The sequence below is a fragment of the Micromonospora sp. M61 genome, assembly GCF_018070245.1.
Lineage (GTDB): Bacteria > Actinomycetota > Actinomycetes > Mycobacteriales > Micromonosporaceae > Micromonospora > Micromonospora zamorensis.
In genome coordinates, this window is the sequence record NZ_JAGPYA010000041.1 from 1 (window position 1) to 12,919 (window position 12,919).

General features: G+C 72.5%; 11 protein-coding genes. 5 read left to right on the forward strand and 6 right to left on the reverse strand.

Translation table 11 applies throughout. The features are described 5' to 3' along the window. Nucleotides 1–219: 219 nt before the first annotated feature. Nucleotides 220–1,947, reverse strand: coding sequence for a bifunctional UDP-sugar hydrolase/5'-nucleotidase (locus KBX34_RS22220; RefSeq protein WP_210926718.1), 1,728 nt, complete (start codon nt 1,945–1,947; stop codon nt 220–222). A 278-nt stretch (nt 1,948–2,225) separates the two neighbouring features. Here KBX34_RS22220 and KBX34_RS22225 point away from each other — a divergent pair, with 278 nt between their 5' ends. Further along, entirely contained in the window at nt 2,226–3,023 is a 798-nt protein-coding gene (locus KBX34_RS22225; protein ID WP_210926720.1) for an alpha/beta fold hydrolase, read from the forward strand. A gap of 201 nt (nt 3,024–3,224) precedes the next feature. Here the strand turns inward: KBX34_RS22225 and KBX34_RS22230 are convergent, their stop codons facing one another. Both KBX34_RS22230 and KBX34_RS22235 read right to left on the reverse strand, forming a co-directional pair. Then, nucleotides 3,225–3,920 carry a histone deacetylase gene (locus KBX34_RS22230; protein WP_210926721.1) on the reverse strand — a complete coding sequence of 232 codons (696 nt, stop codon included), beginning with the start codon at nt 3,918–3,920 and terminating at the stop codon, nt 3,225–3,227. Nucleotides 3,921–3,931: 11 nt separating this feature from the next. Further along, nucleotides 3,932–4,711, reverse strand: a complete 780-nt coding sequence (locus KBX34_RS22235) for a phosphodiesterase (RefSeq protein ID WP_210926723.1) — start codon at nt 4,709–4,711, stop codon at nt 3,932–3,934. 228 nt (nt 4,712–4,939) lie between these two features. On the opposite strand from KBX34_RS22235, the gene KBX34_RS22240 reads away from it, so the two are divergent. After that, on the forward strand, nt 4,940–6,349 hold the full coding sequence (locus tag KBX34_RS22240; protein ID WP_210791384.1) for a diguanylate cyclase: 1,410 nt from the start codon (nt 4,940–4,942) through the stop codon (nt 6,347–6,349). Between the two features lie 123 nt (nt 6,350–6,472). Here the strand turns inward: KBX34_RS22240 and KBX34_RS22245 are convergent, their stop codons facing one another. Beyond that, a complete protein-coding gene (locus tag KBX34_RS22245; RefSeq protein WP_088950591.1) occupies nt 6,473–7,534 on the reverse strand; it encodes an aspartate-semialdehyde dehydrogenase in 1,062 nt (353 codons plus the stop codon). Nucleotides 7,535–7,539: 5 nt separating this feature from the next. Then, complete coding sequence (locus KBX34_RS22250; protein ID WP_088950592.1) at nt 7,540–8,805, reverse strand: aspartate kinase; 1,266 nt, start codon at nt 8,803–8,805, stop codon at nt 7,540–7,542. Between the two features lie 259 nt (nt 8,806–9,064). On the opposite strand from KBX34_RS22250, the gene KBX34_RS22255 reads away from it, so the two are divergent. Together KBX34_RS22255 and KBX34_RS22260 are read left to right on the forward strand one after the other, a co-directional pair. Further along, nucleotides 9,065–9,853 (forward strand): hypothetical protein, encoded by a 789-nt coding sequence (locus KBX34_RS22255; protein WP_307871469.1) that lies wholly within the window; start codon nt 9,065–9,067, stop codon nt 9,851–9,853. An 84-nt stretch (nt 9,854–9,937) separates the two neighbouring features. Next, a complete protein-coding gene (locus tag KBX34_RS22260) occupies nt 9,938–10,468 on the forward strand; it encodes a nitroreductase family protein (protein WP_088950593.1) in 531 nt (176 codons plus the stop codon). A gap of 13 nt (nt 10,469–10,481) precedes the next feature. Here the strand turns inward: KBX34_RS22260 and KBX34_RS22265 are convergent, their stop codons facing one another. Next, nucleotides 10,482–11,468, reverse strand: a complete 987-nt coding sequence (locus KBX34_RS22265) for an ArsR family transcriptional regulator (RefSeq protein WP_210926724.1) — start codon at nt 11,466–11,468, stop codon at nt 10,482–10,484. A 75-nt stretch (nt 11,469–11,543) separates the two neighbouring features. Between KBX34_RS22265 and KBX34_RS22270 the strand changes: the two genes are divergently transcribed. Further along, a complete protein-coding gene (locus tag KBX34_RS22270) occupies nt 11,544–12,815 on the forward strand; it encodes an MFS transporter (protein ID WP_210926726.1) in 1,272 nt (423 codons plus the stop codon). The last annotated feature ends 104 nt before the right edge of the window (nt 12,816–12,919 follow it).

The window sequence follows — 12,919 nt, forward strand, 5'->3', positions numbered from 1 at the left end:
CGCGGGCAGGCGCGGGCAGGCGCGGGCAGGCGCGGGCAGGCGCGGGCAGGCGCGGGCAGGCGCGGGCAGGCGCGGGCAGGCGCGGGCAGGCGCGGGCAGGCGCGGGCAGGCGCGGGCAGGCGCGGGCAGGCGCGGGCGGGCGCGGCAGACGGGGGGGGACGGAACGGGCCGGGCCCCGGAGCGGATGCTCCGGGGCCCGACGTGGCGCGGGGTCGGCCGTCAGGCGGCGGGGACCCCGGCGGTGGTGCGGATCCGGTCCAGCGTCGGCGCGGAGACCGGCGACTGGGCGGTCAGGTACGCCACGAAGGCGTCCAGGTCGATCTGGCCGGTGACCAGGTTCGTCCCGCCGGTGAGGACGCTGAACCCGTCACCACCGCCGGCCAGGAAGTTGTTCACCGTCACCCGGTAGGTGGCGGCGGTGTCGACGGCGGTGCCGCCGATGGTCAGGCTGCCCCGGACCACGCGGGTGCCGGCGCACGGGTCGGCGGCGGTGGCGCTGGTTCCGTTCAGGTCGACCACGTAGCGCAGGGTGGAGGAGGGGTACAACGTCCGCCCGGTGACGAACTGCTGCTCCAGGACGCAGTAGAGCTGCGCTCCGGTCAGGTCCAGCGTCACCAGGTTGTTGGCGAACGGCTGCACCGTGAAGGCCTCCCCGTAGGTGACCGGTCCGGCGTCCAGGGGCGCCCGTACACCACCCGGGTTCATGAGTGCGGCAACCGCGCCCTGCTCGTCGTCGGTGGCGGCGAGTTGCGCGTCGGCGATCACGTTGCCGATCGGCGACTCCCCGCACGAGTTGGGCACCTGCGCTGAGCAGGTGCCCAGCAGGTTCTCCTGCGTCGTGGGGAGTGCGGTGGCGGTCACGCCAACCTGGCGGTCGGCGACCGGGCCGAGCACCGTCTTGTACCGGTCGATCAGCGCGGTCTGCTTCGGGTCCTTGGCGACGTCGCGGGTGACCACAACGTTGTTCGCGGCGGCGGAGATGACATCGCCCGACCGGCGGTCGATCTTGAGGTCGATGTCGGTGACCAGGCGGCCGAACGAGCTGGCGCTGGTCACCAGCTTGCCGTTGATGTCGCAGTTGTACGCCTGGTGGGTGTGCCCACTGACCACCACGTCGATGGACGGGTCCATCCGGTTGGTGATGTCCACGATGGGGCCGGTCATGCCGACGCAGTCGTTGATGCCACCGGTCGCCGCCTGGGCACCGCCCTCATGCAGCAGCACGACGATCGTCTCCACGCCCTTGCGGCGCAGCTCGCGGGCGTACCGGTTGGCGGTGTCCGCCTCGTCAGCGAAGCTGAGGCCGGCGACGCCCTGCTGGCTGACGATCTGCGGGGTGCCCTCCAGGGTCATCCCGATGAAGCCGACCTTGACGCCCTGCACCTTGTGAATGGCGTACGGCGCCATCAGCGGCTTGCCGGTCGCGGTCTTGAAGGCGTTCGCGGAGAGGTACTTGAAGCCGGCGCCCCGGTACGGGGTGCCGTCGGCGCAGCCGTCGACCGGGTGGCAGCCGCCGTTCTGGATCCGCAGCAGCTCGGCGGCACCCTCGTCGAACTCGTGGTTGCCGACGCTGGCGTAGTCCAGGCCTGCCATGCTCAGCGCTTCGATGGTCGGCTCGTCGTGGAACGCGGCGGAGAGCAGCGGGGACGCACCGATCAGGTCACCGGCGGCAACGGTGATGGTGTTCTTCTTCTTGGCGGCGGCGCGCAGCTCGGCCAGGTGCGTCGCCAGGTATTCGACACCACCCGCGGTCTGTCCGGCGATGGTGCCGCTGGACGAGGTCGGCGGTTCGAGGTTGCCGTGGAAGTCGTTGAGGGCCAGCAGGGTGACGTCGACCGGCTTCGGCCGTGCGTCGGCTTGCTCAGGGCTGGTGGCGACCGCGCCGAACGCGGCCACCGCAAGCACGGTCAGGCCGACAGCGGCCCGACGCATCCTGGTTATGGACATGGATCTCCTTGTGAGAATCGGCGCGTGCGGTGCCCGGCCTCTGGGTCGACCGGGCCGCCGGCCAGCGCCGTCGAAAGGGTCGCGATTGGCGGCGGTTGGGGTTGGCCGCCCGCCCCGACAGCCTCTCATCCGGACGCCGCCCGGTCGACCCAGGCAGCACATCAGAGCTGCGGGTACGCCCCGACCTCGGATCGACGGGCGTTTGGTGGGTCTGCCAGACAGTGTCGGACCCAGGGTCTAGAAAGGACGGGACGGTCAGCGCGGACGGAGGCGGCATCGTGAGCGGAACGACACCGGTGGTCGAGCAGGTGAGATCGGCGGATGGCACGCCCATCGCGTTCGAACGGGCAGGGACCGGGCCTGCGATGGTCCTGGTGGGCGGCGCGTTCAACGACCGCAACACGACCCGCGCACTAGGCGCGGCGTTGGCACCGGATTTCACCGTTTTCGGCTACGACCGCCGGGGTCGGGGCCAGAGCGGCGACACCCTGCCCTACGAGATCGGCCGCGAGATCGATGATCTGTCTGCCGTGATCGCGGCGGCAGGTGGTTCCGCCGCTGTCTACGGGGTCTCTTCGGGGGCGATCCTGGCCGCCCTGGCCGCCGCGCAGGGTCTGCCGGTGACCGGGTTGGTCCTGTTCGAGCCGCCGTTCCAGGTGGGCTCGCACGTGGGCGTCCGGAAGGACATCACCGCGCAGCTCATCGAGCTGATCGCCGCCGACGACCGGGATGGCGCGGTGGAGACCTTCCTCAGCGTCTCGATCGGGCTGCCCGCCGAGGCGATCACCGGGATGCGGGCGCAACCGGTGTGGGGCGCACTGACCGCCATCGCGCACACGTTGCCGTACGACGCCATCGTGAGCGCGGGAGGGCGACTGCCGGCTGACCGGCTGGCCGCGATCACCGCTCCGACCCTCGCGGTGGACAGCACCGGCAGTCCACAGTGGTTGCGGGATGGGAGTCGGGCCGCAGCCGAGGCAGTCCCTGGCGGTCGGTCCATCAGCCTCGACGGTGGTTACCACGAGGTGCCGCCTGCGACGCTCGCTCCCGCGCTGCGCCAGTTCCTGCTTGGCTGACGACCACACCGGCGCACGGCCCGCCAGCCGGGCGCCCGCGACGCAGGGCCAACGGCCGCGCCGGCACGAGACGCAGGCGTCAGCCGCCGGGCCGGCGCGCGACGCCGGGTCAGTCGGCCGGGCCGGTGGGCGAGGCAGGGCCAACCGCCGGACCGGCACGAGACGCAGGCGCCAACCGCCGGACCGGCGCGCGACCAGGCGTCAACCGCAGGGCCGGCCTGACGTCGACGGTGAGCCGCCGACCAGCGCCTCGTCGACCAGGGCTTCGTCGACCAGCGCCACGACGGCGTCCGGCGACCAGGCGTCCGCCACGCCGGGCCGGCCTGCCAGATAGCTCGCGATCCGCTCGGCTGGCCAGCCGTGCGACTCGCGCAGGCCTCGGGCGATCATGCCGAGGTAGGTCGGCGCGGGTGGCCGACACCGAACGCCGGACGCGCCCTCGGGCGCGGTGAAGGTGAGCATCGGGACGCCGCTGCGGCTGCCGGGGCAGACCAGCGTCTCGTACCGTCCGGGGCCGAGCGTCGCCCGCCCGTTGGCGACGGCGGCGTCGATGGCCGCGCCGGTCGCCGGGATGAGGTCGGTGGAGTCATCCACTGGGCGGTACATCTCCTGTGCCGCGATGTCGGTGAACTGCTCCAGGGTGACCAGGTAGGCCCGTGCGGCGGCCTCGCCCGGCAGGTGCGGGTCGTAGAAGGCCATCCCGCCGGTCCAGGCGCCGGACTCGCCGGCGAAGTAGATGCCGCCGGGCAGCGACACCGGCACCGACCGGCTCGGTGGGCGTCGGTCCCGGCAGCCCGGGTACGTCCGCTTTCCGCCGGGCGGGCAGCCTCCCCCGATGTACCACGCCAGCCGGGCGGCGTGCATGTTCGAGCCGTACGCGACGTACCAGACCTTCATGAGGGGTGCCGTCAGAAGCCGCCGGTCTGGCCGGCAGCGTGGCTCACCTGCACGGTGTGTGTCACGCAGCCGCCCGCCTCGACCAGGTGCAGCAGGAAGGCGGTCGGCTCGTCGACCCAACCGAACTGCTCGTCGGCGCTCATGGTGAGCGCGCTCTGCCTCCAGGTGCTGGGCGCCACGGTGAGCACCGTGCCCGCGTACGCCGTGGTGACCGCGCGGTGCAGGTGGCCGGCGGCCACCCGGACGACGTGCGGGTGCCGGCCGATCACCTCGGCGAGCGCGTCACCGTCGGCGAGCCGGATGGAGTCGGCCGCGGGGAAACCGACAGCGACCGGAGGATGGTGCAGGCAGACCACGGCGGGCACCTCGGGTCGCCCGGCCAGCACCCCGTCGAGCCAACCGAGCTGCTCTTCGCCGAGTTGGCCGCCGTCGCTGCCGGCGACGAGCGAGTCGAGCACCACGACCGTCGCCGCCTCGTGGTCGACGTGGTAGTAGGCGGAGAAGCCGCCGCCGAGCCACGGCGTACCCCCGAAGGTGTCGAGCAGCGACTCCCGGTCGTCATGGTTGCCGGGAACGAGGTGCACCGGCAGCGGGAACCGGCCGATCAGCTCGCGCAGTGCCGCGTACTCGTCGGGTCGTCCGTGGTCGACCAGGTCACCGGTGATCACCACGCAGTCCGGTCGGGGCCGCAACGCGAGCACCCGGCCGAGCGCACGGTGCAGCCCCGCGGCCGGTGCGGCGGCGAGCAGGCCGGTGGTCAGGTGCGGGTCACTAAGCTGGGCGATGATCATGGGTCGCTCCTCCGCGCCGGGATCTCCACGCTATCGCCGGTCACCGTTCCGCGTTGCCCGCGACCGGGACCCACAGCGCGAAGCCGCAAGCCCGAAGCCCACAGGCTGCGTCCACAGCCTGTGGATAGAACATGTGTACGACGTCAGTCGACTCTCAGCAGCCGGAAGTACGCTTGATCGCGCGGCTCGGCGACGCCGGGCTCCTCCCCTACCTGGAACGACGTGCGAGTGGATCATCAGCGAGTCATCCGTGACGTCACCGTCCGCCTGCCGATGGCGTCGAGCACGCCGGAGGCCTGTCGGTGGACGGTCAGCGCGCTGTCCCGCCACACCCCGGCGACCATCTCCGTACTGCTCGCGGTCCACGACCGCCTGCGCTGCGTCGCGGCGACCGGCGCCTGGCAGGTCTTCGCGACCGTGCCGGCGCGGACCGGCATCGTCGGCCGGGTGTACGACAGCGGCGCCCCGGCTGTCGTCCCGGACGTCACCGTCGACCCGGACTACCTACCGGTACGCCCGGACGTGACCGCCGAGCTGTGCGTACCGGTGCTGGATCCGACGGGCCGGGCGATCGGTGTCCTCGACCTGCAGTGGAGTGAGCCGATCGACCTGGAGCCGTGGCGGGAGACCACGCAACAGCTTGCCGACCAGCTCGGCGCGCGGATCGCCGCCCTCGGTGGCCCACCGGCGGAGAGCCGCAGCGAGAAGCTGCTCCGGCACGCTGCCGCCCTCTCCACCGCACCGACCGAGGCGGACGTACTGGGCGTGGCGGCCTGCGCCGCGCGCGAGGTCTCCGGCCTCTCCACAGCGGTGCTGCTGATCGCGGGGCAGCTCGGCGCACCTCCGGCGGCCCCGAGCGACCTGGAGACCCGGATCCGCGCCGAGCTGACCGAGTCGGGTCCGGCCGCACTGGTCCGGATGGTCGACCGGGCACACCGGTACGGCGCGGGGTACACGCTGGGCGAGGCCGGGCACCCTCCGACCGAGGACTATCGACCGCTGACCGGGGCGGGGGTGCGCACGCTGGTCGCCGTTCCGGTCGGGCCGCCGGACGCCGGCGGGGTGCTCCTGGTCGCCGACGAACGGGCCCTGCGCCCGGACCCGACCACGGTCAGCCTGATGGAACTGCTCGCCGGGCAGGCCTGGACGAGCCTGGACCGGCTGCGCACCCTGGCCCGGCTGCGCGAGCAGGCCAGCTCCGACCCGCTGACCGGGTTGCGGCACACCGGCCCGTTCGGGCAGCGGATCGCGGCGGCCACCCCGGGGCGTACGGCCCTGCTGGCGATCGACGTGGACGGCTTCAAGACCGTCAACGACACGTACGGCCACCAGGCCGGCGACCGGGTGCTGGTCGGGTTGGCCCGGGCGCTGGAGGGGGCGCTGCGCCACGGTGACGAGCTGTACCGGATCGGCGGCGACGAGTTCGTCGCGGTGATCGAGGTGAGCCGCCCCGAGGAGGCGGTCCGGATCGCCGAGCGGCTGACCGAGGCGGCCCGGCGAGTCGGCCGCACGATCAGCGTGGGCGTCGCGCTACCCCGCCCCGGCGAAACCCCCGACCGCACCCTGAGAAGAGCCGACCAGGCCCTGTACGCGGTGAAACGCCAAGGCCGAGACGGAGTCCACCTGTCCGCCGCGTAACCCCAACCCCCACCCCGTCGATCATGCAGTTGTGGTGGGGGATATTTGCCGCTGCCGGTGTTGAAGCGCCCACCACAACTCCATGATCGACCCCGCAGGGGGCGGGGCCGAGGGAGTCGCTGGCTAGGGGGTGCGGAGTTCCTTGGCTAGGAGCTCAGCGATCTGGGCCGTGTTGAGGGCAGCGCCCTTGCGGAGGTTGTCGCCGGTCACGAAGAAGTCGAGGGCGCGGGGGTCGTCCAGGGCACGGCGGATCCGGCCGACCCAGGACGGGTCGGTGCCGACGGCGTCGATCGGCATCGGGAACTCCCCGGCGGCGGGGTCGTCGACAAGGATCACCCCGGGTGCGTTGCGCAGTGCCTCGCGTGCGCCCTCGGCGTCCACCTCGGTGGCGAAGACCGCGTGCACGGCCACCGAGTGGGCGGTGACGACCGGCACCCGGACGCAGGTGGCGGACACCTTGAGGTCGGGCAGGCCGAGGATCTTCCGCGACTCGTTGCGGATCTTCATTTCCTCCGACGACCAGCCACCGTCTGCGGGCGAGCCGGCCCACGGCACCACGTTGAGCGCCATGGGGGCCGGGAACGGGCCCAGGTCGTCGCCGACCGCCTGCCGCACGTCGCCGGTGCGCGAGCCCAGCGCCCGATCGCCGGCGACCTTGGCGAGCTGGTCGTGCAGGATGTCGACGCCGGACTTGCCCGCGCCGGAAACCGCCTGGTACGAGGCGAGCACGAGCTCCCGTAGGCCGTACTCGCGGTGCAGCGGCGCGACCGCGACGATCATCGCGAGGGTGGTGCAGTTGGCGTTGGCGATGATGCCCCGGGGCCGGTTGCGGACCTGCTCGGGGTTGATCTCGGGCACGACCAGCGGGACGTCCCGGTCCATCCGGAACGCGCCGGAGTTGTCGACCGCGATCGCGCCTCGGGAGACGGCGATCGGTGCCCACTCGGCGGAGACCTCGTCGGGCACGTCGAACATCGCCACGTCGACCCCGTCGAACGCCTCGGGGGTCAGCGCCTGGACGACCATCTCCTCGCCCCGGCAGCGCACCCGGCGCCCGACCGAGCGTTCGGAGGCGAGCAGCCGGATCTCACCCCAGACGTTGCGACGCCCGGTGAGCAGCTCACACATCACGGTGCCGACGGCACCGGTCGCTCCGACCACTGCGAGGGTGGGCAGCGCCGTCATCGGCGCTACCTACCCGTCCCCGCGTAGACCACGGCTTCGGTGTCGCCGCCCAGCTCGAACGCGTCGTGGATGGCGCGGACGGCGGCGTCGAGGTCGGTGTCCCGGCAGACCACGGAGACCCGGATCTCGGACGTGGAGATCATCTCGATGTTGACCCCGGCCGCGCCGAGCGCGGCGAAGAACCCAGCGGCCACACCGGGGTGCGAGCGCATGCCGGCACCGATCAGCGAGACCTTGCCGACGTGGTCGTCGTAGAGCAGGCCCTTGAACTTGACCGGCTCCTGGATCTTGCTGAGCGCGGCCATCGCGGTCGGGCCGTCGGTCTTGGGCAGGGTGAACGAGATGTCCGTCCGGCCGGTGCCCTCGGTGGAGACGTTCTGCACGATCATGTCGATGTTGATCTCGGCGCCGGCGACCGTGTCGAAGATCCGCGCGGCGGCACCCGGCTCGTCGGGCACCCCGACGATCGTGATCTTGGCTTCGCTGCGGTCGTGCGCGACTCCGGTGATCAGTGCCTGCTCCACGGAAAGGTCCTCCATCGATCCGGTGACCATCGTGCCGGTGTTGGTCGAGTATGACGAACGGACGTGGATCGGCAACCCCGCCCGCCGGGCGTATTCCACGCTACGCAGGTGCAGAACCTTCGCGCCGCACGCGGCCAGCTCCAGCGTCTCCTCGTAGGTGATGTGCTTGATGTGCCGGGCGTTGGGCACGATCCGAGGGTCGGCGGTGAAGATGCCGTCGACGTCGGTGTAGATCTCGCAGACGTCGGCGTGCAGGGCTGCGGCGAGCGCCACTGCGGTGGTGTCCGAGCCGCCCCGGCCCAGGGTGGTGACGTCCTTGGTGTCCTGGGAGACGCCCTGGAAGCCGGCCACGATGACCACCGAGCCCTCGTCGAGCGCGCCCTTGAGGCGCCCGGGGGTGACGTCGATGATGCGCGCGCGGCCGTGCACCGAGGTGGTGATCACACCGGCCTGCGAGCCGGTGAACGAGCGGGCTTCGTACCCCAGGTTGTGGATGGCCATGGCGAGCAGCGCCATGGAGATCCGCTCCCCGGCGGTGAGCAGCATGTCCAGCTCGCGGCCCGGCGGCAGCGGGCTGACCTGGTTGGCCAGGTCGAGCAGCTCGTCGGTGGTGTCCCCCATCGCGGAGACCACCACCACCACGTCGTCGCCGGCCTTGCGGGCGGCGACGATGCGCTCGGCCACCCGCTTGATCCGCTCGGCGTTGGCGACGGAGGACCCGCCGTATTTCTGCACCACGAGTGCCACGACGGTGCACTCCCTCCCAGTAACCCTGAGCGTGCCGACGCCGCCGGAACCGGGGCCGGCGGCGCGTGTCAGACCCCTTGAGGGTATCCGGCGGGCAACGACGGCGGGTCAGGTGATCCCACCATCCGGCCCGCGCGGGCCAGCGAGGGTCGGTCCCACCAGGTCGGGCGGTACGCGGGGAAGACCCCGTCCGACACGCCGGAACAAGCCCGGTACGCGTCGGCACCCACCAACGGCCCGCACCCACCAGAATGGGCCGGTGCCCGCCCTCATCCGCCCGACCGGCCGTGTGCTCGGGCCGCTCGTGATCGCCCTGCCAGCACTCCTGACTGCCTGCACCAGTGCGCAGCCCCCGAGCCCGATGCCCACGGAAACCGGGGTGGTCGAGGTGGAGGCGGCCCGGGACGAGCTGGCCGCGCTGGCCGCGGCCGCCCAGGACCGCCACCTGGTGGCGCAGTACGTGTACAGCCGGGCGGGTCAACCGGACCGCACCATCGTCTTCACCAGCGCGAACGATGGCAGCTGGCGGGTCGACGTGCCGGGGGGTGCCCTGGGTGGCGCCGCCGACGTCTCGATGGCCGCCACGGCCGACGGGCTGTTCCAGTGCGCCCTGCCGTCGGTCGGCCGACCGGAGTCGGCGAGCTGCGTACGCCTCGGTGACCGCGACGACGCGATCCCGCGCCGGTCGGACCCCCGGATCCAGCATCCGCTCACCGACTGGCTGGACGTGCTCACCGACCGGCGCGCGCCGTTGGCGGTGGCCCCGGCCAGCGCGCCGGAGGGCGTCACCGGCACCTGTTACTCGGTGGAGTCCACCTCGGCGTCGCTCAACGCCCCGCTGGACGTGGGCATCTACTGCTACGACCGGGACGGCACGACGACCGGCGTGCGGACCGGAGCGGGGACGTTGCGGCTGGCCGCACCACCCGGCCCGGCACCGGCCACCGTGCAACTCGCCGGGCCGGTGGTGGTCGACCGGGACCCGCTCGACACCGCAGCGCCGCCGACGCCTGACCCGTCGGACAGCCCGAGCGCGGGAACGTCCTGATCTTCGTCCCGTTACGGGTGCGTTTGACCACATTTTGCAGGTCCGCCCTGAGCCGCGAATCACCCATACAGGACGATTCACGCCATGGCTGACCTGACCCCGCTGCTCGCCTACCGCTGGAGCCCCTGGGCCTTCGACCCCAGCGCCGAGCTGACCCCGGACGAGGCGGCCTCGCTGCTGGAGGCGGCGCGCTGGGCGCCCTCGGCGGAGAACCGGCAGCCCTGGCGGTTCGCCGTGGGCCACCGGGAAGACGAGACCTGGAAGCGCATCCTGATCAGCCTCCCGGGCAGCGACCAGGGATGGGCTCGACACGCGGCCACCCTGGTGGTCGGCGCACACACCGGCGGCGACGCCGAGCGGGCCGCGTACGACCTCGGTCAGGCGATCGCCCACCTGACGTTGCAGGCCACCGCGCTCGGCCTGCACGTGCGCCAGCTCACCCGCTTCGACCAGGCCGGCCTCGCGACCGAGCTCGACCTGCCCGGCGCCGTCCGTCCACTGGTGGTCGCCGCCGTGGGCCGGCTCGGGGACCCGTTCGCCCTCCCGCCCGACCTGCGCGCCCGGGAGATCGGCCTGCGCCGCCGTCGCCCGGTCGCCGATCTGCTGCTCGCCTGATCACCCCGGCGGGTCACCCTCCCCGGCTGGCCCGGAGCAGGACGCTCGCGGCGTCGCTGTTGCGGTAGAGGACGTGCCGACCCTGTCGAGACCGGTGGACCAGCCCGGCTGCGCGCAGCGCGGCCAGGTGCTGGGAGACGTTTCCGGCGGACATGCCGGTGAGTCGGGCCAGGTCGGTGGTGGTGGTCGCCGTGTCGAGCAGGTGCAGCAGTGCGGCGCGGCCGGGGCCGATCACCCGTGCCAGCGGGTCGCCGGGCGGTGAGGGCGTCGCCTCCCAGAGCGTCCCGACCGCCCGGACCGGGTACGCGCCGGCCGGCAGTGAATCCTCCAGCAGGTTCCACAGCACATTCCGCCCGCTGAACACCGTCGGGTTCAGCGCCAACCCGCGACCGCGCAGGTCGAAGTCCCGCTCGAACGTGTCGTCGCTGATCACCCGGTCGCCGTGCCAGCGCAGGCTCGGGTGGAGCTGCTCGAAGAATCGACCGGCGCCGCTCTCGGCGAGCTGCGCGGCGCGGTACGCCACGTCGGCGTCGAGCAGCGCCCGCATCCGCGGCCAGTCCGGGGCGATCGCCTCGTCGTGCCAGACACGCACCGCGTCGACGACCTGCGGCAGCAGCCCGCCGGGGTCGGCGAGCAGCGCCTGCCCGAACGGATTGAGCGGCCGGCGCGGGGTGGTCGCCAGCAGGTCCTGGACCACCACGGCCGGCGGGGTCGCCGCAATCTGGTCGAGCTGCTCGGCCATCTCCACGTTCGGCCGGGCCGCCGGGGTGAGGAAGTCGGGCAACCAGCGCCCCCGCCCGACCAGGTGCGTCAGCGGTCCGACCCGGTCGGCCACCTCGGGACGACGCAGAGTCACCCGGGCCCGGTCGATCCAGGGCAGGTGCACCGCGTAACGGACCGGGCTGGCCAGCGCCCACATGCTCATGACCGTCTCGTTGACCGGCGACACGGCGAGGCGCACTCCCGCCACGTCGGCCAGACTGAACCGCAATTCGGACATGCCACCCCCGGCGCAGGATTTGACTCAGCCTAAAAGGCTCGACCGAGGCCGTGGGGGCACGGTTCACTGCCGGCCATGGGGGCCAGAGAAACCATCCGTACCGCTGTCCGAAACGTCGTACCGCCGGCCGGGCTGACCCGCGCCCTGGCCGTGCAGGCGATGGTCTACGCCGTCGGCAGCGGCCTGTTCCACGCCGGCAGCGCCGTCTTCTTCACCCGGGCGCTGGGGCTCAGCGCCGCCCAGGTCGGGCTGGGGCTGTCCATCGCGGCGGGGGTGTCGCTGCTGGGCACGGTGCCGCTGGGCGGGCTCACCGACCGGTACGGGCCGCAGCGGATCTGGATCGTCGGGCTGGTGCTGGACGCGGCGCTCTTCGCGACCTACCCGTTCGTCGGCGGCTTCGCCGGGTTCCTCGCCGTGGTGGTGGCGCTGGCCGCCGTTGACGCCGCGACCGGCGTGGCTCGGCAGGTCTACTCCATCAACGCGCTGCCCCCGGCCGAACGGGTCACGGCGATGGCGTACCAGCGCTCGTCGCTGAACGTCGGCTTCGGGCTGGGAGCGGTGATCAGCGGCCTGGTGCTGGCGGTGGACACCATCGAGGCGTACCGGGGAATGGTGTGGTTCATCTCGATGGTCTTCCTGGTCACGGCTCTCTTCGTGCGGCGACTGCCCCGGCTGCCGCAGGTGGCCCGACCGACGGAGCCGATGAGTCGGCTCGCCGTGCTGCGGGACCGCCCGTTCATGGTGGTGTCCCTGCTCTCCGGGCTGCTCACCGCGCACCAGACGCTCTACCTGACGGTGATGCCGCTCTGGATCCTCACCCACACCGACGCCCCGAAGACGATCATCGCCGGGCTGGTGCTGCTCAACACGGTCCTGATCGTGCTGCTCCAGGTACGCGTCAGCCGGGGCGCCGACACCGCGTCGGGCGCGGCTCGGGCCTCTCGTCGGGGCGCCCTGCTGATCGCCCTGTTCTGTCTGGTCCTGCCGATCTCCGGGCTGACCCGGGGCGCGCTCACCGTGGTGGTGCTGGTGGCCGCCGCGACGGTGCTGATCCTGGCCGAGCTGATCGAGTCGGCGGGCGCCTGGGGCCTCACCGCCACCCTGCCGCCGGCCGACCAGCGCGGCGCGTACGTGGGGGCGTTCCGGCTCGGCTCCCAGGTGCAGTATCTGATCGCCCCGGTCGGTCTGACCGCGCTCGGGGTGACCACCGGCGGGTGGGGATGGATACCGGCCGCAGCGATCTTCGTGCTGGTCGGGCTGGCGATCGTACCCGTAGTGGGTTGGGCCGGGCGGACACCGCGGCTGGGTGCTGCGGCGCCGGAGCGGACCATGACGCCGGTCCCATAGTCCGGACCTACCTTCCCACCCCCCTTTTCATCACGTAGGGTGACCTGGTCATGTGGCAGGCGCTCGTTCTCCTTAGCCGCCGCGACGAGGCCTGACCGGCCGGC

Coding starts and splice junctions, on each gene's coding strand:
- KBX34_RS22270 (WP_210926726.1), top strand. CDS start 11,544: ATGGGGGCCAGAGAAACCATCCGTACCGCTGTCCGAAACGTCGTACCG.
- KBX34_RS22220 (WP_210926718.1), bottom strand. CDS start 1,947: ATGTCCATAACCAGGATGCGTCGGGCCGCTGTCGGCCTGACCGTGCTT.
- KBX34_RS22245 (WP_088950591.1), bottom strand. CDS start 7,534: ATGACGGCGCTGCCCACCCTCGCAGTGGTCGGAGCGACCGGTGCCGTC.
- KBX34_RS22260 (WP_088950593.1), top strand. CDS start 9,938: ATGGCTGACCTGACCCCGCTGCTCGCCTACCGCTGGAGCCCCTGGGCC.
- KBX34_RS22230 (WP_210926721.1), bottom strand. CDS start 3,920: ATGAAGGTCTGGTACGTCGCGTACGGCTCGAACATGCACGCCGCCCGG.
- KBX34_RS22265 (WP_210926724.1), bottom strand. CDS start 11,468: ATGTCCGAATTGCGGTTCAGTCTGGCCGACGTGGCGGGAGTGCGCCTC.
- KBX34_RS22235 (WP_210926723.1), bottom strand. CDS start 4,711: ATGATCATCGCCCAGCTTAGTGACCCGCACCTGACCACCGGCCTGCTC.